This is a genomic window from Paucisalibacillus algeriensis (assembly GCF_000577245.1).
Taxonomy (GTDB): domain Bacteria; phylum Bacillota; class Bacilli; order Bacillales; family Amphibacillaceae; genus Ornithinibacillus.
On sequence record NZ_CBYO010000020.1, the window covers coordinates 170440 to 191832 of the forward strand.

At 37.6% G+C, this 21393-nt stretch carries 22 protein-coding genes; 15 read left to right on the forward strand and 7 right to left on the reverse strand.

The genetic code is table 11. From position 1 onward, the window contains the following. Window positions 1-53 precede the first annotated feature (53 nt). Both pglZ and brxL read left to right on the forward strand, forming a co-directional pair. The gene (gene pglZ, locus TY11_RS14980; RefSeq protein ID WP_042147865.1) at window positions 54-2612 is read left to right on the forward strand and encodes a BREX-1 system phosphatase PglZ type A; all 2559 of its coding nucleotides are present in this window, start codon (window positions 54-56) and stop codon (window positions 2610-2612) included. Window positions 2613-2642: 30 nt separating this feature from the next. Beyond that, a complete protein-coding gene (gene brxL / locus TY11_RS14985) occupies window positions 2643-4688 on the forward strand; it encodes a protease Lon-related BREX system protein BrxL (protein WP_042148193.1) in 2046 nt (681 codons plus the stop codon). Between the two features lie 111 nt (window positions 4689-4799). On the opposite strand, the gene TY11_RS14990 is transcribed toward brxL, so the two are convergent. The 3 genes from TY11_RS14990 to TY11_RS15000 form a co-directional block, all read right to left on the reverse strand. Then, window positions 4800-5654: a hypothetical protein gene (locus tag TY11_RS14990; protein ID WP_042147878.1), complete on the reverse strand. Its 855-nt coding sequence runs from the start codon at window positions 5652-5654 to the stop codon at window positions 4800-4802. A 451-nt stretch (window positions 5655-6105) separates the two neighbouring features. Further along, window positions 6106-6576 carry a competence protein ComK gene (locus TY11_RS14995; protein WP_042147880.1) on the reverse strand — a complete coding sequence of 157 codons (471 nt, stop codon included), beginning with the start codon at window positions 6574-6576 and terminating at the stop codon, window positions 6106-6108. Between the two features lie 4 nt (window positions 6577-6580). Continuing rightward, the gene (locus TY11_RS15000; RefSeq protein ID WP_042147883.1) at window positions 6581-6853 is read right to left on the reverse strand and encodes a helix-turn-helix domain-containing protein; all 273 of its coding nucleotides are present in this window, start codon (window positions 6851-6853) and stop codon (window positions 6581-6583) included. 320 nt (window positions 6854-7173) lie between these two features. Between TY11_RS15000 and TY11_RS15005 the strand changes: the two genes are divergently transcribed. The 6 genes from TY11_RS15005 to TY11_RS15020 all read left to right on the forward strand — a co-directional run bounded on the left by TY11_RS15005 (window position 7174) and on the right by TY11_RS15020 (window position 10097). Further along, a complete protein-coding gene (locus TY11_RS15005) occupies window positions 7174-7719 on the forward strand; it encodes an RNA polymerase sigma factor (protein ID WP_042147885.1) in 546 nt (181 codons plus the stop codon). Window positions 7720-7798: 79 nt separating this feature from the next. After that, the gene (locus tag TY11_RS20450) at window positions 7799-7951 is read left to right on the forward strand and encodes a hypothetical protein (protein WP_155982711.1); all 153 of its coding nucleotides are present in this window, start codon (window positions 7799-7801) and stop codon (window positions 7949-7951) included. Window positions 7952-7987: 36 nt separating this feature from the next. After that, entirely contained in the window at window positions 7988-8128 is a 141-nt protein-coding gene (locus TY11_RS20455; protein ID WP_155982712.1) for a hypothetical protein, read from the forward strand. A 486-nt stretch (window positions 8129-8614) separates the two neighbouring features. Further along, window positions 8615-9202, forward strand: a complete 588-nt coding sequence (locus TY11_RS15010; protein ID WP_042147888.1) for a TetR/AcrR family transcriptional regulator — start codon at window positions 8615-8617, stop codon at window positions 9200-9202. 54 nt (window positions 9203-9256) lie between these two features. Next, window positions 9257-9724, forward strand: a complete 468-nt coding sequence (locus tag TY11_RS15015) for an SRPBCC domain-containing protein (protein ID WP_042147891.1) — start codon at window positions 9257-9259, stop codon at window positions 9722-9724. Then, on the forward strand, window positions 9717-10097 hold the full coding sequence (locus TY11_RS15020; RefSeq protein WP_042147895.1) for a VOC family protein: 381 nt from the start codon (window positions 9717-9719) through the stop codon (window positions 10095-10097). The genes TY11_RS15015 and TY11_RS15020 overlap by 8 nt, the downstream gene beginning before the upstream one ends. A 263-nt stretch (window positions 10098-10360) precedes the next feature. On the opposite strand, the gene TY11_RS15025 is transcribed toward TY11_RS15020, so the two are convergent. Then, on the reverse strand, window positions 10361-11500 hold the full coding sequence (locus tag TY11_RS15025) for a LuxR C-terminal-related transcriptional regulator (RefSeq protein WP_042147898.1): 1140 nt from the start codon (window positions 11498-11500) through the stop codon (window positions 10361-10363). 207 nt (window positions 11501-11707) lie between these two features. On the opposite strand from TY11_RS15025, the gene TY11_RS20185 reads away from it, so the two are divergent. Both TY11_RS20185 and TY11_RS15030 read left to right on the forward strand, forming a co-directional pair. After that, window positions 11708-11866 (forward strand): SDR family oxidoreductase, encoded by a 159-nt coding sequence (locus TY11_RS20185; protein WP_369797416.1) that lies wholly within the window; start codon window positions 11708-11710, stop codon window positions 11864-11866. Window positions 11867-11923: 57 nt separating this feature from the next. Continuing rightward, window positions 11924-12667, forward strand: coding sequence for an SDR family NAD(P)-dependent oxidoreductase (locus TY11_RS15030; RefSeq protein WP_042147902.1), 744 nt, complete (start codon window positions 11924-11926; stop codon window positions 12665-12667). A 175-nt stretch (window positions 12668-12842) separates the two neighbouring features. On the opposite strand, the gene TY11_RS15035 is transcribed toward TY11_RS15030, so the two are convergent. The 3 genes from TY11_RS15035 to TY11_RS15045 all read right to left on the reverse strand — a co-directional run bounded on the left by TY11_RS15035 (window position 12843) and on the right by TY11_RS15045 (window position 15628). Beyond that, the gene (locus TY11_RS15035; RefSeq protein ID WP_042147904.1) at window positions 12843-13220 is read right to left on the reverse strand and encodes a VOC family protein; all 378 of its coding nucleotides are present in this window, start codon (window positions 13218-13220) and stop codon (window positions 12843-12845) included. A 53-nt stretch (window positions 13221-13273) separates the two neighbouring features. After that, window positions 13274-14137, reverse strand: coding sequence for a helix-turn-helix domain-containing protein (locus tag TY11_RS15040; protein WP_042147907.1), 864 nt, complete (start codon window positions 14135-14137; stop codon window positions 13274-13276). A 252-nt stretch (window positions 14138-14389) separates the two neighbouring features. Next, window positions 14390-15628, reverse strand: a complete 1239-nt coding sequence (locus TY11_RS15045; protein ID WP_042147911.1) for an MFS transporter — start codon at window positions 15626-15628, stop codon at window positions 14390-14392. Window positions 15629-16060: 432 nt separating this feature from the next. Here TY11_RS15045 and TY11_RS15050 point away from each other — a divergent pair, with 432 nt between their 5' ends. The 5 genes from TY11_RS15050 to dltB all read left to right on the forward strand — a co-directional run bounded on the left by TY11_RS15050 (window position 16061) and on the right by dltB (window position 21389). Further along, window positions 16061-17803, forward strand: a complete 1743-nt coding sequence (locus tag TY11_RS15050; protein WP_042147915.1) for a sensor histidine kinase — start codon at window positions 16061-16063, stop codon at window positions 17801-17803. 79 nt (window positions 17804-17882) lie between these two features. Continuing rightward, window positions 17883-18554, forward strand: a complete 672-nt coding sequence (locus TY11_RS15055) for a response regulator transcription factor (protein ID WP_042147917.1) — start codon at window positions 17883-17885, stop codon at window positions 18552-18554. A gap of 14 nt (window positions 18555-18568) precedes the next feature. After that, window positions 18569-18715 (forward strand): teichoic acid D-Ala incorporation-associated protein DltX, encoded by a 147-nt coding sequence (locus tag TY11_RS20190; protein ID WP_081755936.1) that lies wholly within the window; start codon window positions 18569-18571, stop codon window positions 18713-18715. Between the two features lie 17 nt (window positions 18716-18732). Beyond that, window positions 18733-20235: a D-alanine--poly(phosphoribitol) ligase subunit DltA gene (dltA, locus tag TY11_RS15060; protein WP_042147920.1), complete on the forward strand. Its 1503-nt coding sequence runs from the start codon at window positions 18733-18735 to the stop codon at window positions 20233-20235. After that, complete coding sequence (dltB, locus tag TY11_RS15065) at window positions 20232-21389, forward strand: D-alanyl-lipoteichoic acid biosynthesis protein DltB (RefSeq protein ID WP_042147923.1); 1158 nt, start codon at window positions 20232-20234, stop codon at window positions 21387-21389. Before dltA ends, dltB begins: the two co-directional genes overlap by 4 nt. The last annotated feature ends 4 nt before the right edge of the window (window positions 21390-21393 follow it).

Genomic DNA, 21393 nt, shown 5'->3' on the forward strand with positions numbered 1-21393 from the left:
GTTTTGCTGATGTATCTTTACACTATAATGTAAATAGAAAGTAGGTGAAGGGAATGAACATAAATCAAATTGAGGCTGCGTTATCAGATATATTCAACGAGCCATTAAAAAGTGGGGAACAACGAAAGATTGTGTTCTGGGTGGATAAAGATAATGAGTTCATTGAGGACATTGAACATCTTACAGTTGATAAAGTAAAAGTTCACACGCTTACGGATTCTAACCAGTTTCAGACGAAATATTTGCTTGAAGAAGAGGATCCTATGTCCTCTTACTTGATTTATACAAATATGGAATTGGGTGTCGAAGACAACTGGTTAGCAGATACTGTTTTTTATTCAAAAACGTTCTATGCAGATCGAATTTCACTAATTTTAAGTGAGTTGAATATAGACCCATCACTTCGGGCAGTAATCAAAAAGTATGAACGTTTCTTTAATAATAAGGAGCGTTTTAGAAAGTTTTCGGCATTAAATATAGAAACTTATTCAGAGCAAATCATTGAACTTTCAATTATGAGTGTTTTATGTAACGTTAGAACACCCGATTTTGAAGAAGTTTTAAAGGCTGTGTTAATGGATACTCTGGATGACATTGAGAATAAATATCTTTCCCTTCTGAAGAAGTTTTTTGATATTGAAGTGTTCTGGAATTATGTTTCTAATCACTATGGTTATGAACGGGAGAAGAAGAGTCTAAAAACCTTGTTCATCCATCTAGCAGTAACGGCATTCAGTCAATCGGTTGGAGAAGAAAATCTAAATGAACTTAGTGATTTTATATCCAATCGAAATAAAACAAATGCAGTTGTGTTTATTGACCATTGGATGCACCATAAGACAGACTATGTGGTATTTGATGAATATGCTGAAATGGCTGAGCAAGAAATCCAACTTTCGAACATAATCAATAATTTGCAAATTGAAGTATTTAAACAGGCGGACATTTTTCCATATATCGACCGAGCGATTATCATTTACATAGCGAATGGATTAGTTACACAGCTTGAGGATTATGAAGAATACACGAAACTCATTAAATTGAGAAGAGCTAAGCATTACTATGATAAATTTGCTTCAATATATGAGGCACTTTACTATACTGTTAAAATTCATGAGTTTTATAAAGAACATCGTCAAGGGATCCCACAGGGACGGGCTATTGATTTGTACCAGGCATATGTAAATGACTATCATTTAATGGATACATATTACCGTAAGTTTTATGTGGCTTATGATGAAGAAAGTAATCATGATCTATTGAAAAAGTTAAAAATGCTGGTAGAAAATTTATACACGAATTGGTATATGGGTGAGTTGAGTTCCCATTGGTCAAAAGCAGTTGAATCCGAAATGACCCAAGATTGGTCTTTACCGGGTGTCAAAAATCAGCAAGACTTTTATTCTTCATTCATTGATTCTAAAGTTAGAAATGGGGAACGAGTTTTTGTTATTGTTTCGGATGCGATGCGTTATGAAATAGGTGTTGAGCTGGCCGAACGTCTTAACACCGAGACAATGGGTGTTTGTGATCTGGAAACATTACTCGGTGTTGTGCCTTCTATTACAAAACTTGGAATGCCTTCACTCCTACCACACAAAGAAATTGACATAGATACAAATGCTAGGGTCTTTGTTGATGGAAAAGGTTTTTCTGGTTTGGAAAATCGGAAAAAAATTATTGAATCAAAGGTGGCTGAAAGCATTGCTGTTCATTTTCAAGATGTACTAGCAATGAATAAAGCAGGAAGAAGAGAAACCTTTAAGGGTAAAAAGCTCATATACATCTATCACGATACGATTGATGCAATGGGAGATAAGGCTTCAACAGAAGTATATACATTTAATGCGGTGGAAACTTCATTAAACCAATTGTATGACTTGGTGAAAATCATCCGGGATGATCTAAGTGGAACGAATGTATATATTACGGCGGATCATGGTTTCCTTTACCAAAGGGATGAATTAGAGGAAAGTGATAAGATTGGTCAGGATTCAATAGATGCTATTGAGGTGAAACGTCGTTATATTCTTTCAAGAGAGGATCGTAATGTTTCAGGTCAATTGGCTATCAATCTGTCATCTATAATAAAAAACGAGCAGCAATTAACGGCATATTTGCCTAAAGCGACTCTTAGGAACAAAATGCAAGGTTCAGGTATTAATTTTGTTCATGGTGGTGCAAGTCTGCAGGAAGTTGTTGTTCCACTGTTAACATTTAAAAACAAACGAACAGGACAAAAAGGTGCAAAGGTAATTAAAAAGGTTGATATTAAACTTACGAATACAACTCGTAAGATAACGAATAGCATTTTCAACTTGGAGTTTTTCCAAACAGAAAAAGTGGAAGACAAGGTTATTCCTCGAACTGTTGTCATCTATATGGCTGATGAGGAGGGCAACGTATTATCTAATGAGGAAACGATTATTGGAGATCGTCCATTTGATAATCCTGCTGATCGTACTTTCAAAATAAGGTTTGTATTGAAGAACATTCCTTATGATCGAAATAAAACGTATTACCTGACTATTAGGGATACAGAGACAAGTGTTGTAGTGGAGAAAATACCGTTTAGCATCAACTTGGGTATTATCAGTGATTTTGACTTTTAAGAGGGAGGGGGACCGTGAGTGGAAGAAAATATGAATGAAGGATTAACTATTGATTTAGATAAAAAATTGAATGACGTTTTTGCCGGAAGAGTTGTACGTAAAGATTTAACCAATCTTATTAAAGCGGGAGCAAACGTCCCTATTTATGTGCTCGAGTATTTACTTGGAATGTATGCTGCAACTGATGATGAGGACAGTATTCGTGAAGGGCTAGAACGAGTGAAGAAGATTCTTTCAGAAAACTTTGTCCGTCCTGATGAGGCAGAGAAGATTAAATCACGTATACGGGAATATGGTCAATACTCTGTTATTGATAAGGTAACAGTGGCGTTAAATCCGAAGATTGATACTTACGAAGCCGAGTTCTCCAACCTAGGATTAAAAGGTGTTCCTATTTCATCCATGTATGTGAAAGAGTTTGATAAGCTCCTTGTCGGGGGCATATGGTGCATGGTCAAAATTGATTATTTTTATGACGAAGAGGTACGTAATTCTAATCCTTTTAATGTTAGTAGCTTACAGCCGATTCAAATGCCAAATATGGACATAGATGAGGTATTTGAAGGGAGAAAGAGCTTTACAAAAGACGAATGGATTGATGTATTAATACGCTCTATTGGAATGGAACCCACACAATTAGAAGAGCGGGTGAAGTGGCATTTGTTGCTACGTTTGGTTCCCCTTGTAGAAAACAACTACAATATGTGTGAACTCGGGCCACGTGGTACCGGGAAATCGCATGTCTATAAGGAACTATCACCGAATTCAATTCTCGTTTCGGGTGGACAAACAACCGTAGCAAATCTATTTTATAATATGTCTACGAGAAAAGTAGGCCTTGTCGGGATGTGGGACTGTGTTACTTTTGACGAGGTAGCTGGTATTCGCTTTAAAGATAAAGATGGCATTCAAATTATGAAGGACTACATGGCATCAGGTTCTTTTGCTAGAGGCAAAGAAGAAAAGAATGCCTCTGCTGCTATGGTATTTGTCGGTAATATCAATCAAAGTGTGGACACATTAATTAAAACATCACACTTGTTTGCACCATTCCCTGAAGAGATGGCAAATGATTCGGCATTCTTTGATCGGATGCACTATTATCTGCCTGGCTGGGAGATTCCTAAAATGCGTCCTGACTTAATCACCGAAAAATATGGATTTATTGTTGATTATCTTGCTGAGTTTTTCCGTGAAATGCGTAAACGTACATTTAGTGATGCAATAAATCGCTATTTCAAGCTAGGTAATAATTTAAACCAGCGTGATACGAATGCGGTAAAGAGAACTGTTTCGGGAATGTTGAAGCTCCTTTACCCACATGGAGAGTTCACAAAAGAAGAAGTCTGTGAGGTATTAGAGTATGCACTGGAAGGTCGCCGCCGTGTGAAGGAACAGTTAAAGAAAATTGGCGGAATGGAGTTTTATGATGTAATGTTCTCTTATATTGACAAGGAAACGTTAGAGGAACACTACGTTTCAGTTCCAGAACAAGGTGGAGGTAAACTTATTCCTGAAGGTATGGGTAAACCAGGACATGTTTACGTTGCTGGGCAAAGCCATTCAGGAATGATCGGTATTTATAAGCTCGAGAATCAAGTTGTTAGTGGGACTGGTAAATTTGATAAATCGGGTGTAGGCTCAAATCGAGATGCAAAAGAAAGCTTAGATACTGCATTTCGTTTCTTTACGGCTAATAGCAAAAGCATTAGTAATACAATTAGTACAAAAACGAAAGACTATCTTATGCACATAAGTGATTTGCAAGGTATTGGTTTGACAGATGAATTAGCCATTGCTGAACTGATAGGTCTTTGTTCAGGAGCATTAGATAAGCCAACACAGGAGAGTTTAGTCGTTATTGGTAATATGACAGTTGGGGGTACTATTTCTAAAGTTGAAGAGTTTGCTAATATATTACAGGTTTGTGTTGATGCTGGAGCTAAAAAGGTATTAATACCTGCAGCGTCGGTTATAGACTTGCAGACAGTTCCGCCGGATTTGTTGGTGAAAGTTCAACCGGTGTTTTATTCTGATTCGATAGATGCGGTGTTTAAGGCATTGGGTGTAAATTAATCTTAATAGTATACTTATTATTGGTCATCTTCAAACTAATAAATGGTTAAAGCAGTAAGGTTATTAACCTTACTGCTTTTCTCCATGTTTTTTGTATAGATTCTAGATTAATTAACCCAGTTTATTACGCGCGTAGATAGCTGCAATTGCAGGAAGCTGCAGTCCTTGCAAGTTAAAATCTTCTCCATTATATATAATAAGTTCATTGGCTTTCTTTAACTCGCCGATACCTGTAAAAATTACTAGTTTATTTTCAGAGATAAACTTTTCGGCTACGGTAAATAATCCCTTAAAATTAGGACTACTTGCGAAAAAGGCTTCTCCAAACTTTACTGTTAACTTATTTCTATTTCTTTCTATTTCTAATAAAATCGATGATTCTCTATAATATATATTAGTTGCATTACCAATAATTAGACGATGTTTACCAATATCCGATTGAGTGATTGTATCTACATAACGTTTAAGTATACTGGGTTCTCTAGATCTAACTTGTTCTTTAATATCATCTTCAACATCATTATTTGTAACTGGATTTATTGTTATACTATTTTGTCTACCCTGTGTTTTAGGTCTTCTTCTAGACAGTTTACGCTTTTCTCTTAGTACTTCAAGCTGTTGAGCAGTTAATCGTGATTGGCTAAAGGCTTCTTTTAAAGATCTTTTCTTGTGATCTTCCGAAAGGGATACATTGATGGTTTGTTCGGTATTTACACCTATTCTGCCTGGAACCCTTTCAAATTGATATATGCAATGTTCTGAATGGTTGTCATGTGGGTAAGTTTTAAAATGACTTGATTTAGATGTACTATTTACAAAAACTAACCTTGCATTACAATTTTCTGTCGTACAATACAAGTTTCCTTTTAATCTTGTAGAATATAGTATAGAGTCAATGTCTGAGGTGTGTAACTCTTTAACTTCATCATTATCTTTAAAAAGCGCTGAAGTAATACTTATAGCCAATTTACTCACCTCTCTCAATTTTCTAATTACTAATTAGATTCGACAAAATGGATTATATTTCCTTCTTTTATTTAAAAAAAATAGAATATTCAACTTGTACTTCTTTATGAAGGGGAAATGTTGTTTTCTTTACACATATTAAACACTAGACACCACCAATTAAATAAAGCTTATTTATGTAGTTTATTTACTTAAGAAGGAAATTTGATAAATTTGTTGAACTTAATTTATTATAAGAACCTTTTTGATTGGAGGAAATAAAATGAACCACCACTTCGACCGTCTACACTGCCCAAAATGCAAAAGACTCTATAAAATGAAAGACCAAGTCTTCCTAGATGAACTAAACACAGTCGTTCACCTAAAATGCTACAATCCATACACCATCTTTACTATTAAAGACCAAGGCACCTACAATGAAATCATGAAAAAATACGACTTCTTTAGCAAATTAGCCTCTAAGACCACTACTTAAATTTGATAGTAAGCTAGTTTTGTCCAATTGCTTAATCAATTCCCGCTTAGGTACTTCCACAATAACTTCAGTCCCGTTCTTAAATATAACTATGGATTGAGTGTCATCCAGCTTCTTTTTCACAATACTTTCCACATGTTGATAAAATAACCAACAACATTCCCAATCCAAAACAGCATGTGTCGGGAAGACAAAGATATTGCGGTAAACGCTAATTGGAATTGGTGCTTTTCTTTTGAATCCAGTGAGATGGGTAACCGATTCTCTTCTCCCTTCAAGCGAACTAAAATTATCCAAGCAACCCCTTTTGATAATCTCAAAAGGGGTTTTGGTTATGTGTAACGTCTGATTTACTTCGATTGCAATGGTATGGTAGTTTGGATGGCTTACAGGAATTAATGCCATGGTTTGTTCCGTTATTTCATAATGGGGAAGAATTGTACACATAACACTACTTGTCCTTCCTAATATCAATACCTCTGTCTTCCAATTCCTTTAATATATGGTCAAAAGCACGATTGATATCGATCCCTGCATTATATAATCGTAATAAGGTATCAATACGTGGCAATTTTTCTCCTCTTTCGATTTCACCAATATGTTCTGGACCAATTCCAGAATCCTGCGAAAATCCTTCTTGGGTCTTATCTTTTTCAATTACTCGATATGTTCTAATTTCATTACCGAATAGTTCAGATATGAATTTTAGCTGCTTTTTATCCACCTGGGCACGTCCCTTTTTGTACCCATTTTCATTGGATTACTAGCAACCGACCACAAACGAACGTATGGATTTTTACAGAAGATGGAAATTTAATTGTGTTTTTTTTTTTCGATTCAATAATAATTTCAAAAAACTACTTAACTTGCAAAACCCTTCCTAAAGTCTAATTTTGGGAACATTTTTTTCATCAAAATTTTATCTTCCTACTGGAAAATTTAATTTCTAGGTGAGTTTGGCAAAAGTTAGGCCATGTGACAACTTCCTATACGCATTCTATTCTTATGGTGCCGGCGCATTAATGCTTGTGAGAGGAGTGTAACATGGATAAGAAATTTACCTTTGAAGAAATCTTCAAGCAAAATGAAAACCGAATTCACTATCAAATTCACAAATTACAAATCAGAGATCCGCATAATGAGTTCTACGTAGAGGGACTTTATGCCATGTGGCTTGCCTATAAAAAATACCAGCCTGATAAAGGGCCACTTGCAACGTACTTTAACTTTGCCATCCGAAATCGCATGATTGATATGATTCGGAGTAAGTCTCGGGAACAGAAAATTACAGAAGCTTATATTCAGAAGGAAAGCATTGATAAGTATGATGGGAATCATTCGACAACTAGCCCTGCTCCAATATTATCTCTTAAGGGTATTGAGGTAGCGGATACGGAGCTCTGGGATGAAGTAAGGCGGATTCTCACTCCTAATCAGTGGAAGTGGGTCTATCATTATGTCCTTCATGGTTTATCCCTGAAGGAAATCGCTGAGCGAGAGGGGGTAAGTGTGGATGCGGTGAAGAGCTGGTCCAGGGAGGCAAGGAAGAAACTGCAGGCTTCCGATGTACTGAAAAGTTTTGAAAAATAGATAGGGTGGGGACTGACCCCACCCATTCATAGAAAGGAAGATACATAGATGAATTATATAAAAGAGATTAATGCATTTTATGAATCAAAGAGGTCTTCAGGCGGAGGTTGTTCCAGCATGGTTTACGGAGAGAAAGCGAAATAAGAAGGAGCCACGAGAGAATGTGCGGGACAATGCCGAAATGGATGCAGCAGAACTATTGAAGGAGTACTTGGCTTCAAGAGTATTGTAGTATAGCACCGTTTTCAGCAAGTGAGGAGGACTTCCAATGAGACAATATTGGATGACGATGATAAATGACAAACGAGCGTTGTTGAAATACATATTAAGAAATGGGGATGTAGTATTGAATGTGATAAAAGATAGGATTGCCACACTAGACGCATGGAAAATGCACCGAAGCAATTGATTCGGGTGCATTTGTTTTATAATTTATTTTAAGTTTCATCATCGACAGGCTCTAACCATTCTTGCGTACGTATAATAAGCGGCACAGGAGAATGAAGGGGAAGTAAGGTGGGATGAATTACTTTTCCTCGAAAGTCGTGATTCTACCTACAATTTACAAAATAATATTAATTTCGTAAGTATCTAATCCGATGATAAAGGTCTTATAATTGAATAGAGATTCTTAGGGAAAAACCCATCAAGTTTTTTTATACAGTATCCACATTCTAGAATCCGACGGACTATAGCTATTCCAATAGGGACGAATCCCGGTTGTCCCCACAGGCTCAAGTGTTCGTCGGTGTGTAAAAATAGATGGAAAATCATAAATTTATTTCACAATAAGTACCTTAAAGATATTGACATTGCAGCAGTATGACTTTATTATTAAGACACTACGTTAGTGAGTACTAACTACAATGCGCTGAATCGAACTGGGAAGGTAATTATGGAGGAGAAGATGATTATGGACAATAAAGCTAAATTGATGCACGCAGCAATTGACCTAATGGCTGAAAAAGGCTATAAAGGCGTATCTACGAAAGAAATTGCAGCAGTGGCAGGCGTCAGTGAGATGACATTGTTCCGTAATTTCGGGAGTAAGCAAAACCTCCTGGAAAAAGCAGTTGACCATTTTCATTATTCGATTGAAATGACCAAAATTTTTAGCGAGAAAGTGATATGGGACTTGAGAACGGACTTGCTCATGATTAGCCAAATGTATCATGAAATAATGGAGTGTAACCGAAAATTGTTCATCATTGTATTGAGCGATAATGAATTGGCTGAAGTCCGCGAAAAGGCACAGAAGCATCCTCGGAAACTGTTGGAGTTATTGACGAATTATTTCATAGACATGCAAAGAAAGAACAAACTGATTTCAACAGATGCGGAGATGCAAGCGATCACTTTCATGTGGATGAATTACGGAGCATTCATTTCGCAGTTGTTTGTTGGGTCTGAGATTACAAAAATATCCAAGCAAGATTTTATGAGATCAAGTATCGATTTGTTCGTCAGGGCGTTAAGCCCTTAATTTTTTGAAATATAGATAGTGAGTGGTAACTAACAAATTGATGGAGGTGTCACTATGAAACATCAGAATATTGAATCACGCAAGCTTGTTGGTCAAACGGTATCTGCAGGTTTCCAAGTCGGTGTAAGGAGGTCGTTCCCAATCTCACCAGAACACGTATGGTCGTTTCTAACCTCTCCCGAAGGGGTAAAATTGTGGATTGGGAACGTATCGTCTCTTGCATTTAACGAGGGAGAGATTTTTGCATCCGATGAGGGGATTTCGGGTCAGCTCAGGATAGTAAAGCCTTTTAGGCAGCTTCGCTTAAGGTGGAGCAAAAAGGATTGGGAGAAGCCGTCCACGCTGCAAATCCGGCTGCTATCTAATCATCCTAATCGAACAACGATCAGCTTCCATCAAGAAAATTTGGATCATCCGAACACGCGGGAACAAATGAAACTGCATTGGGAGGACGTTCTCAGTGCCATCAGGCAGAAAACAAGCAATGTCAATGATCAAGAGGAGATGGAGTATTATGAATAAGTTTAGTCATATCGATCTTAGAGTGAACCATTTAGAAAGTATCATGCCTTTTTATGAAAAACTTCTTCCTGAATTAGGGTTTACGCGTACCTTTCACAGCTTGAATTGGAAGGTATATGCTGCCGAAGGAGATTTGCCTAGTGCAGCTTATTTTGCGATTACAGAAGACCAAGAACATAAGCCTAATAAAAATATTATTGGATTCTGGGCGAATGATCAGGCTGAAGTCGATCATATTGCGAAACTGGTCAAGGAAAATGGCGGCACCATAAACGACGGTCCCCGGTTATTCCCGATTAGCCCAACTTATTACGCTGTCTATTTTGAAGATCCTTGCGGAAATAAATATGAATTGGTACATCGATTGAATTAGTTTTTGTAATGTTAAATTATACGCACTCAAGTCACTACGAATGTTGAATAATTCAAATGAGCATTGAGAAGCACAGTTCCCAATGCTCGTTTTTTTGCCTCCTATATTACTACGGCGAGCCTTATCATTAGTAAATGATGTTTTATTATAAGCGTTCTATTTAAATAAATAGAACGCTTTTCAAGTGTAATATTAATTCAAATCTACAAATTGATCCCCTATTAACAATTAATTAATGATAAAGATGTTAATTAGGTTGAGAATTAATGTAATAATCCTAACCGAAAGGCACAGGCAACCACTTGGGTCCTATTTTTTGCTTTTAGTTTAGTCATTAAACTGCTTACATAATCTCTCACCGTATACTCACTTAAAAACAATAATTCACCAATTGTTTTATTGTCATATCCTTCTGCAAGCAAATCAAGAATATTGGATTCCCTTTCAGTTAAATGAAGGTCTGAGGTTTTTGTTGCCGCTTCTCCTTTTCTTGATAAAAATAATCCAAGCCGTTTCCCCACTTGCTCGAGTAAAGCTAATTCCTCTTTCGAACAATCAAATTCTTCCCCTAGCTGATCAAAAGTAAGCCACCCAAACAATTGATTTTTATGGGTGAGCGGTAAAAAAATAATGGAAGACAGATTAAATAATTTGATATGCTCCTCTTTTATATAATTTTTAGGACTCTTTAAATAAATTGGTTTTGTTGAACTAAAAAGGATATTCTCCTCGTTTATTTGCCCTTTCATGCTCTGCACCTTTGGAAGTTCGGCACCTATAACACCATAGAATTGATTTGACCAGGGAATATAAGCGTAAAAAACACATCGTTTATAATGAAAATAATCTTCACACTTTTTTAATATATACGGTAAGTCTTGAGCTCCTGAAGAGCGAATCAGGAGCTTATTTAATTTGTCTAACATTTGGAGTCTTTTAAGTTCTCTATTTTCATGGGAATTTTTATTGGTGGTTTCTGAAAAACTCTCATCTGCCCATTTGTTATAACTCTGGACAAGGTAAGTAAAAATAGATAATAAAAACATTAATATAACAAAGATACGGTTATGTTTTATTTGAATCATTAATGTAATTAGCGACTTCTCGAAAAGCAGTTGAAACAGGTTAAAATTTTCCCTATTTAAAATAGACAACTGGGATTGAAGCCAAGTATCTAAGTGGTCCGCATAATCTTCCTTGCTAACTTCAATGTTAGGATTAGTTAATAGTTGTAAAAATGATTGCAGCAGTGCCTCAAGAATTTTTCGATCTGTCTCTGAAATGGAAGCTTCTAGATTTAGATAGGTATTGATATTTTCTTCAATCTGTTTGCTATGAATTTTGATAAACAATACAAATTGTTGAAACGTAATTTCTTCATACTTTTGAATTGGCTGATTCATAAGAAACTTCTTCTCCTTCAAACAAATGTATACTATAAATGGAGGGTGTTGACACTAATATTATACAGCATCTTGTAGGATAGTATTTCAAACTCAAAGGAGTAAGATGGATTTGTGACAAATAATTGAATCTTTTTTGGACGATAATAAATAAAAAAAAGATTCTTTGTTTATTTTAATTACATGATTTTTAAAATGAAAGGATGTGTGCTTGTTATAACCGGCGGAGGTAAAGACTTATTTCCTCTAGGACGTTTAGGATCTGTAGGGGATGTAGGAAACACTGTACTATTTCTTGCTTCGGATGAATCAGCTTTCACAACATTTACAGAATTTGTGATTGATGGTGGAGCCACAGCCAGATAAAGATTGGAAGAAGTCCAAAATATTGCCTGAATTCTAGATTGGAATGGAGAGATTCATATGAAATTAAAAGACAAAGTATCCATAGTAACCGGCGGAGCTAGCGGAATTGGTGAAGCAACTGTTCGCCTTTTTGCGAAAGAAGGAGCAAAAGTGGTCATTGCTGACTTTGCTGAACGAGGTAAAAACCTATCAGAAGAGTTAAATGCGAATGGATATGATACGTTATTTATTAAAACAGATGTAACAAAAGAAGAAGAAATCAAAAAGATGATTAATGAAACGGTGAATAAATACGGTAAATTAGATATTATTTATGCAAATGCTGGAGTCGCTGATGATGCACCAGCCCATGAATTATCCTATGACAAATGGAAACGGACCATTGATATTAATTTGTCAGGAGTGTTTCTTTCTGATAAATATGCGATTGAACAATTCCTTAAACAAGGCACAGGCGGTGTTATTGTTAACGCAGGTTCTATTCATAGTTTTGTTGCATTGCCAAATCCAACGGCCTATTCCTCTGCAAAAGGCGGGGTGAAGCTATTAACACAAAACTTATGTACGGCTTATGCAAAAGAGGGTATTCGAATTAACGCAGTCTGCCCTGGTTATATTGACACTCCTTTACTAACCAATGTTGATTCTCAAACTAAAGAATATTTAGCTTCTCTTCATCCACAAGGCAGATTAGGAAAACCTGAAGAAATAGCGAAGGCAGTTCTTTTCTTAGCAAGCGATGATGCTAGTTTTGTGAATGGTACAACACTTCTTGTTGATGGCGGCTATACTGCTAAGTAACAGAAGTTTTGACGGAAGTAGTAAAAAACCTCATTTAGATACGTCACGGTGAACCGTATAACAAATAGTGGTAAAGCAGAGGGTAGATGTAATTCTAGATAAAGAAGTATTAAAAAGTCTAATTTAAATTGAAGGAGACCATTCGTGTGATTTAGACGGTCTCCTTTTGATTTTCTTAAACTTGTATTTCACTCATTAATGCATGAGTATTATCTTCTGTATCTTTAAAAAATACCATCCATGTTTCAGTTTGTCCCATTTTCGTTACTAAATGGGGTTCATCGATAAAAATAACTTCTTTACTTACTAAGCGCTCATAAGTATCTTTAATATTACTTACTTGAAAATAAATAACCGAACTTGTATGAGCAAATTCCTCTTTTTCTGGAAGTGTTAACATGAGCCTCATGCCATCGCATTCAAAAAATGCCATACTATCCGTGTTAAATAATAGAGAGAGTCCTAGTTTATCTTTATAAAAATCCAGTGCCCTATTTATATCTTTTACAGGTATTCCAATTTGCCCAACATTATTAATCGTTGTAGTATCCATAATACATTTCTCCCTTCAAATTTCTTATTCCTAATAAGAATAAAGAATCTCCCTTATAATTTCTTATCCAATCTCACTTTTTTTCGATATTCTTTAGGAGATAAACCAACATGTTGCTTAAACATTTTACTAAAGGATACAGGGTTTTGAAATCCAAGTTCAAAGGTTATATCGGTCATATTATGGTCTAATTCTGCTAGTAATTGTTTTGCCTTTTGTATTCTAAATATTGAAATATGCTGATGGGGCGTTCTACCATAAATTTGAGAGTAAGTTCTTAGTAAATGGTTAGGAGATAAACAAGCTACTTTAGCAACTTCCTCTAGTTTTATCGGTTGATTAAAATAAGATCTAATATAATCGTGTGCTATACTTACCCTTCTATATAATTCTTCACGTGTAGAATTACGAATGGCATGTAATGATTTGATTTCTGTATATGTATTTAAGTGTTCATTTAAAATAGAATACATTATCTTATGGAATTGTTCCTCATAACCAACGGAATCAATATCAAGACTGGGTAATATCTGCATGAAATATTCCAGTTGATAAGATAGAATATTATTTTTATGATAGGTTTTTTCAAAAAAGCCAATTGAACTTGTATCTTTAAACGGATCGCTTAGAAGACGCTCATTTGTTTCTTTTAAGGAATGAAGGACTTCTTCTGCAAACCCATCTTTAAAGAAAAGACAAAAGGATTCTACAACTTTAGGTTCTTCAATTGAAATTGTGTATGTACCTTCATTGAGGAGTAGGTATCTACTCTCTTCAACAGCAAAGAAGCCTTTGTTAGTCTTATAATGGGCTTTACCATTAAAGAATGTTTTAATGGACAGTTGACCATTACCTTCCCAGTAAAACTGTTTACTTTTTGCATTCAAAACGAAATTGGTAGAATCATTTTTTGGCATAATACAATCTCCATAATAGATAACTTATTTTTCCATATAATTACTATACAATGGAATTTTAAATATGTTCATATATATTACCAATGCATTTGGATGAACCGTACCATAAGTAAATAAGGTTTAATGTTGGAAAAAATCAAAAGGCAAAAATAACAAGTTATGTAAAAAAGTTTGTCATTTTTTGCATTTATAAACCTTTACTTTATATTTTTTTATATGAGTCAGTCATATCCTTATTAGTTTAATGCATATTTAAATTTCGTCATCTTCTATTCGAGCTTTCCGCATCGATGATAGACTGAACCATAGTCCACAGAAAGTTAGTCCAGCTATCGAAATCCATAAAGCCGGTATGAAACCTAGTCCGTCAGCGAGGATACCTCCTAGTGGAGCGCCGATAACGACGGCACTACGGTTGATGGATCGCAGTGTGGCATTCATTCGACCTTGCAGGTGGGATGGTGTGACATACTGTCGATATCCCATCTCAAGAGGACCCTCGATTCCCATGGCAAAGCCGTACAATAGCTGCCCTACAACCACAAAAATGAGAGGTAAGTACTGCGATTCGGTGTTGCTAGCTGCTGGAGCAAGAGCCATCAATATAACTGCTGGACCATAGAGAATTCGTGAAAAAGCCATTGCACGCCCGACACCGAAGCGCACACCGGCTCGAGGAGATAGTGAGGTCCCTGCAACAGCACCAACACCTGCAGCGGCGAGGACATACCCAAGGAGTGAGGCATCGAAGCTAAGCTCAATCAAAACAATGGATACTAGGATCGTCATCGTCATGCTATGAAATAAAAACCAGGCGTGCGTGTTTAAAGCGAGTGTACGAAGGTATTGGTGTTGGTAGACCCATCGCAAACCTTCCTTGATTTGCTGACCAAGTGGTCCAGTCTTTACCTTTTTTAAGGGCTGGTGTTTAATCGATGCCATTAATAAACCTGAAAACAAATACGATAACGCATCAAAAAGAAGGGCAAATGGTGCACCAATTAATGAGACAAGTCCACCTCCAATAGCTGGACCACTCGTTTCCGCAACAGCTGAGCTTTGTTCTAACCGTGCATTTGCACGTGTTAATAATGGACGAGGAACTAATTGTGGCACAAAGGATTGGTAGGCACTATCATTAAAAAGAGACAAAGCACCAAAGAGCACCAGCAGGAACATTAGCCAGCCAATACTGATTACTCCGGTGATAGACAATAAGCAAATGAAGGTAAGTATAATGCCGCGCCCCATATCCGTTACCACCAATACAGTCTTTCGGTGAAAACGATCAACCAAAACCCCCGCTATTAATCCCAAAAGTACGTAAGGAAGCCATCTAGATGCTGAAACCCAGCCAACATGAATAGCACTGCCTCCCATATTATCAACCACTAATACCTGAAGAGCCAGGGTTGTAATATATGTGCCAAAGCTTGAAGTTGTCGATGCAATCCAAAAACGAACAAAGCTTTTGTGCTCTCTTAAATTCATCGGGGCTTCACCTCTTCTGCCAATTTATCCATCTTATAAATATAGTAATCTATTATCGACTTTCTTGCATCTAGCAGTCCGATGACAATCGCCTGATTGTTAAGCGGACGCAAGGTTTCGTACTGCTTCTTTTTATCGAGGTAATAGGTTTGCGACAATACTTCAATAGGTGTTCTTGCCACGATATCGGAACCGAAAATATATTCAGGATAGGGTGCATCTATAAAGTCAGCAAGTTTGTCTAATCTTCTGCAGCTAGTTCCAATGTCACCATCATTTCGGAATATTTGCTGGTGATATACCTGAGTATAAAAAAGGTTTCAAAACTCGAAAATAATGTTTACTATATGGAAGGTAGTATATGGACACACAAAAAACATACCCATAGCTTAAGTTATTAATAAACTGTCGTACGAAATGAAGGAGTATAACATGAGAAAACGCGGTATCACCGTTAAATTATTCGCTGTAACAGCTTTATTCTTTGTGGCGTTTTACGCCATGATTATGATATTTCAGCTAGTATTCTTTGATCGTTTTTATCAGCATCATAAAACGAAAGAAGCAGCAGAGCACTTACATCAATTAGTAGAAGTTTATGAGAAAAATTCCTGGAGCGAATCGGAACTGACAAAACAGACAATCGCATACATGAGGAAGACGAAAAGTCCGTTGACGATTGTAGATGCAGAAGGTTATCAGTTGGTACAGGATCCGTTTAATATCATGCTAGAAATAGGAGATGGCAAAGTTGTAGAAGTATCGCTTTCTATACTCGTCACCAATTACGGACAACAGATTCGAGCACTAAATATCACAAAGGGAGATACATTGACCGTAAGAGGTGAAGCAGATGCTAATGTTCCTTCAGTCATTTATCCATCTGTTATAACGAAGGATGAATCTAGTGTCGGTGAAGATCCGGTTGAGGGTGAAGTGACAATCGAAGGGAAAGTAAAAAGCATTTCCCTGCCTAAGGCTGGGATGATTGATCGTGGACTAGGAATTCTCTATGATGCGCTACTGGAATGGTTCCCGTTAGAGGATGAGCAGCTAAAGCAGCTTTCCAAAGGGGAAAGTCTGCAGTTGGATTGGATAGAATCATGGAGTGGCAAACATAATTTAGTACTGATTGAGCCATTTAAGAAAGATGGAGAAATGCAATATATGTTATCTGTCTCATCGCTTCAAGAAATCAAAGATACCAATGAAGCACTTCAACTATTTTATGTATATATCGGAATAGCGGGCTTCGTTCTCATCCTTTTGCTGTCGTTATTCTTCTCTCGTCTCGTTAGCAGACCACTGATTAAGCTCAATGAAATGGCGAAGAAAATGGTGCTTCTAGACTTCTCATCGACGAAGCCGATTAAGCAGAAGGATGAACTGGGGAGCCTTTCAAACAATATGCTTATCATGGCGCGAAATCTGGATGTTGCCTTAAATGACTTGAAACAAGCGAATGGAAAGTTGAAGCAGGATGTGGAAAGACGTGTGCAGATGGAAAAGGAGCAGCGGGAGTTTTTCGAGCATGCATCACATGAACTGAAGACACCGCTCAGTATTGTCAAAAGCTTCGCAGAGGGGCTGCAGGATGGTGTTAGTCCGGACAAGCAAGACCACTATGTAGAAGTGATTATAGAGGAGTCAGACAAGATGGAAGTGCTGATCAAAGATATGCTTGATTTGGCTAAGTTGGGGAACGGTGCAATTAAACTAAGAAAAACATCTTTTCTGCTCAGTGAAATGATTGAGGATTTAGCAGATAAACTATTTTGTATAGCAAAAGAGAAAAGAGTCGTAATTGAAATCATGCCAAAGAATGAACAGCATATATTGGCCGATTATGAGTGGCTGGAACGAGTCATGCAGAATCTTCTTATTAATGCGGTCCGGCACAGTGAGCCTGATTCTGTCATTGTGATTCGAATCGAATTAGATCAGGAGAGCGGAGACAGTGTGTTCAAAATTGAAAACAAAGGCACGCAAATACCAGAGGAGCAGCTGGATAAGATCTGGAGACGTTTCTATCGGACCGAATCTTCACGAAGCCGACTGACGGGCGGTACAGGATTAGGGTTGGCAATTGTTCAGCAAATACTAGATTTGCATGGATTTCAATACGGTGCGGAAAATATGCCTGACGGTGTGCGTTTCTATGTTCGTTTTAAGTAATAGGACTAATTGCTTATGAGGACACATGAAAGACATATAGTCTTGTTACTATATATACAAATTGGAAGGAAGATTCACGATGGGGAAGAAAGTGTTGCTTGTCGAGGATGAAGTGAGAATCAGAGAAGTTGTAGCTGATTATTTCAAACAGGACGACTGGGACGTGTATGAAACGGATAATGGCAGTAGTGCAATCGACTGGTTTGATGCCATTTATCCAGATTTAGTCATTCTCGATATCATGATGCCACAAATGGATGGATTTGCTGTTACCAAGCAGGTTCGAATGAGGTCTGGTGTACCAATTATTCTGCTGACAGCTAAATCCAGTGACGATGATAAAATTCATGGGTTTGAACTCGGGGCTGATGAGTATGTTACGAAGCCGTTTAGCCCAAGAGTGTTAGTAGCACGTGCTAATTCTTTAATGAAACGGGCAACGGAACAATACCTGCCGACTGGTCATATGCTCAGCTTCGGTGAGGCAATCGTAAATACGAAGTCCCATCAGCTTCAGCTTGAGGGACAACAAGTCGAATTGACGCCAAAGGAATATGAATTATTGGTGTTCCTGATTCAGCATAAAAATAATGTCCTTTCACGCGAAACAATTTTGAATCATGTATGGGGGCTGGACTTCGATGGTGATAGTCGAGTTGTTGATACACATATTAAAAAGCTGAGAGCTAAATTAAGCTGCGAATCACATCATATTCGTACTGTGATTGGGACCGGATATAAATTTGAATAAAAGGAAGAGAGAAGATGAATAAGCTCAAGCAACTTTATACAAACAATGGTGTTCGTTTTGTTTTACATACCTGTTTTTATCTTGCAATTCTTATTACCTTATTCTTGATATACGGCTTCCATACAGCCAATACAGGTAACTATATTTACAATGATTTCTAAATGGAGTAGATAAAATTATGAAACTTTTAACACAGATTGCACAGCATGCGGCAAGAAACCCCGAACAGATCGCATTTCGTACAGAGGACGAGGTGTTGAATTACAGAGTGCTATGGGACAGATCGAGCAGGTTAGCAAGTTTAATACATACTACCCAGCCCGAGCGGCAGACGCCTGTTGTTGTGTATGGTCATATGGGAATGGATATGCCAATTTCGTTCCTCGCCTGTGTACAGGCTGGTCACCCTTATATACCGGTAGATATATCCATCCCAATGGAGCGAGTTCGTCTTATCGTAGAAAAATCAGGTGCAGGATTGGTAATTAATACAACCGATAGCATGTTGGATTTTGATAATGTCACTGTTTTAGACGTGCAGGGACTGCAACTGGAACAAGAAGAACTTATTAGTGATGGTTACTGGGTTAAGCCTGATGAAGTCTTTTATATCATTTATACATCCGGAAGTACCGGAAATCCAAAGGGAGTGCAAATAGCCGCAGCAAATCTGCAGTCTTTTACCGATTGGATGACAGATGATTTTCCGTTAGGTCAAGGAAAGGTGTTCTTGAATCAAGCACCTTTTTCATTCGATTTGTCAGTAATGGACTTTTACCCAGCTCTACAGAGCGGGGGTACCATTCATGCATTGGAGAAGGCAGTAACCAATAAGCCGAAGATTATGTTTGAAAACTTGAGTCGTTCTGGATTACAAATATGGACGTCAACGCCATCCTTCGTGCAAATGTGTTTTCCAAATCCGGACTTTAATCAAAAGATGCTTCCTGAGCTTGAGGTATTTCTATTCTGTGGTGAAGTACTACCGTTAGCTGTAGCCAAAGAACTGAAAGAACGTTTCCCAAGAGCAAGGATTTTTAATACCTATGGGCCTACAGAAGCAACTGTTGCTGTGACGTCAATTGAAATTACGGAGGATTTGCTCGCTAAAGAGAAAGCACTGCCGGTCGGCTATCCAAAATCCGATATGAGCATTCTCGTTGTGGACGATTCAGGCAATCCGCTACCTGAAGGTGAAAAAGGGGAGCTTATCCTTGCGGGGCCAAGTGTGTCAAAAGGCTATCTAGGTGAACCGTTACTGACAGAAAATGCATTCGGCATGGTAAACGGAATGAACGCCTATCGTACCGGAGATGCCGGTATTATTCGGGACGGGTTGGTGTACTGCCAAGGCAGACTGGATTATCAAATCAAGCTGCATGGCTACCGGATGGAGCTGGAAGAGATTGAGTTCCATCTTAATCAGTCTGAGTATATTAAGGCTGCTATTATTATCCCTTATGCACCAAGCGAGGAAATTGAATACTTGATTGCGGCAGTAGTACCGGGGGATCATAAGTTTGAGAAGGAATACCAACTAACAGCTGCTATTCGAAAAGATCTTGCTTTGCGCTTGCCGGCATATATGATCCCGCGTAAATTCACGTATCATACTGCTATTCCAATGACGATGAATGGGAAAGCAGACCGTAAGAAAATGAAGGAAGAGGTATTCGCATGACCCCATATAGCTCTTTCCTTTTCTTTATTATTCTAGGTATCTTGCTACTGCCGACGATGATTCTTGGCGTAATGGGCAAGCGTCTGCGTTATTACAATGTATTCGTCACTATTGTTGTATTGGCTATCATATTTTCAGGAGGGAACGAAGGCTTCTTCTCGTTAGTAGTCTTCACCATCCTTCAGGTTGTACTGGTCAAAGGCTATATTACGTATCGACAAGCAAAGAATAGCAGTCTCGTATTCTATATCATTAGTTTTCTGTCGATTATGCCTTTGATTTTATCCAAGATTTTGCCTATTTTAGCCGTGGATAACTGGGCAAGCTTTCTGGGTATCTCCTATCTGACATTCCGAGCGGTCCAAATCATTATTGAAACAAGAGATGGATTGATTAAAGAGCAGCTCTCGATTTTTCAGCTTGTCAATTTTATGCTGTTTTACCCGACAATTTCATCAGGTCCGATTGATCGCTTCCGAAGGTTCCAAAAGGATGAAGAAAAGCGTTGGACACCAGAGGAGTACAAGGACCTGCTTTATAAAGGGATCAATAAGATTTTCATTGGATTTTTGTATAAATTTATTATTGGCTATAGCATCAATACGTATTTCATTGCAAATCTAGATTACATAGCGGATGGCAAGTTTACCAATAATCTGTTGTATATGTACAGCTATAGCTTGTACCTATTCTTCGACTTTGCCGGCTATACGGCGTTTGCAGTTGGAGTCAGTTATATAATGGGAATCCGTTCACCGGAGAACTTTAATAAGCCATTTATCAGCCGCAACATCAAGGATTTCTGGAACCGATGGCATATGTCACTATCGTTCTGGTTCCGGGATTATGTGTTCATGCGCTTCGTCTTTCTGATGAAGAAGAAAAAATGGATACAGAACAAAATGCTCGTTTCGAATTTAGGTTATATCCTGCTGTTCCTGCTGATGGGAGTATGGCATGGATTAGCGATTCAGTACATCGTATATGGTGCATATCACGCCTTGATGATGGCTGGATTTAATATCTTCGAGACCTGGAATAAAAAACATAAACGCTGGCCAACAGGAAGAGTAATGACAGTGGTGTCGATTGTCATCACTTTCCATGTCGTTTGTTTTGGCTTCTATCTGTTTTCCGGCAAACCATTTCAATAAAAGG

Excerpts from the sequence above, each read along its gene's own strand:
- pglZ (WP_042147865.1), top strand. The coding sequence starts at position 54 with ATGAACATAAATCAAATTGAGGCTGCGTTATCAGATATATTCAACGAG.
- brxL (WP_042148193.1), top strand. The coding sequence starts at position 2,643 with ATGAATGAAGGATTAACTATTGATTTAGATAAAAAATTGAATGACGTT.
- TY11_RS14995 (WP_042147880.1), bottom strand. The coding sequence starts at position 6,576 with ATGTGTACAATTCTTCCCCATTATGAAATAACGGAACAAACCATGGCA.
- TY11_RS15005 (WP_042147885.1), top strand. The coding sequence starts at position 7,174 with ATGGATAAGAAATTTACCTTTGAAGAAATCTTCAAGCAAAATGAAAAC.
- TY11_RS20450 (WP_155982711.1), top strand. The coding sequence starts at position 7,799 with ATGAATCAAAGAGGTCTTCAGGCGGAGGTTGTTCCAGCATGGTTTACG.
- TY11_RS20455 (WP_155982712.1), top strand. The coding sequence starts at position 7,988 with ATGAGACAATATTGGATGACGATGATAAATGACAAACGAGCGTTGTTG.
- TY11_RS15010 (WP_042147888.1), top strand. The coding sequence starts at position 8,615 with ATGGAGGAGAAGATGATTATGGACAATAAAGCTAAATTGATGCACGCA.
- TY11_RS15015 (WP_042147891.1), top strand. The coding sequence starts at position 9,257 with ATGAAACATCAGAATATTGAATCACGCAAGCTTGTTGGTCAAACGGTA.
- TY11_RS15020 (WP_042147895.1), top strand. The coding sequence starts at position 9,717 with ATGAATAAGTTTAGTCATATCGATCTTAGAGTGAACCATTTAGAAAGT.
- TY11_RS15025 (WP_042147898.1), bottom strand. The coding sequence starts at position 11,500 with ATGAATCAGCCAATTCAAAAGTATGAAGAAATTACGTTTCAACAATTT.
- TY11_RS15030 (WP_042147902.1), top strand. The coding sequence starts at position 11,924 with ATGAAATTAAAAGACAAAGTATCCATAGTAACCGGCGGAGCTAGCGGA.
- TY11_RS15035 (WP_042147904.1), bottom strand. The coding sequence starts at position 13,220 with ATGGATACTACAACGATTAATAATGTTGGGCAAATTGGAATACCTGTA.
- TY11_RS15040 (WP_042147907.1), bottom strand. The coding sequence starts at position 14,137 with ATGCCAAAAAATGATTCTACCAATTTCGTTTTGAATGCAAAAAGTAAA.
- TY11_RS15045 (WP_042147911.1), bottom strand. The coding sequence starts at position 15,628 with ATGAATTTAAGAGAGCACAAAAGCTTTGTTCGTTTTTGGATTGCATCG.
- TY11_RS15050 (WP_042147915.1), top strand. The coding sequence starts at position 16,061 with ATGAGAAAACGCGGTATCACCGTTAAATTATTCGCTGTAACAGCTTTA.
- TY11_RS15055 (WP_042147917.1), top strand. The coding sequence starts at position 17,883 with ATGGGGAAGAAAGTGTTGCTTGTCGAGGATGAAGTGAGAATCAGAGAA.
- TY11_RS20190 (WP_081755936.1), top strand. The coding sequence starts at position 18,569 with ATGAATAAGCTCAAGCAACTTTATACAAACAATGGTGTTCGTTTTGTT.
- dltA (WP_042147920.1), top strand. The coding sequence starts at position 18,733 with ATGAAACTTTTAACACAGATTGCACAGCATGCGGCAAGAAACCCCGAA.
- dltB (WP_042147923.1), top strand. The coding sequence starts at position 20,232 with ATGACCCCATATAGCTCTTTCCTTTTCTTTATTATTCTAGGTATCTTG.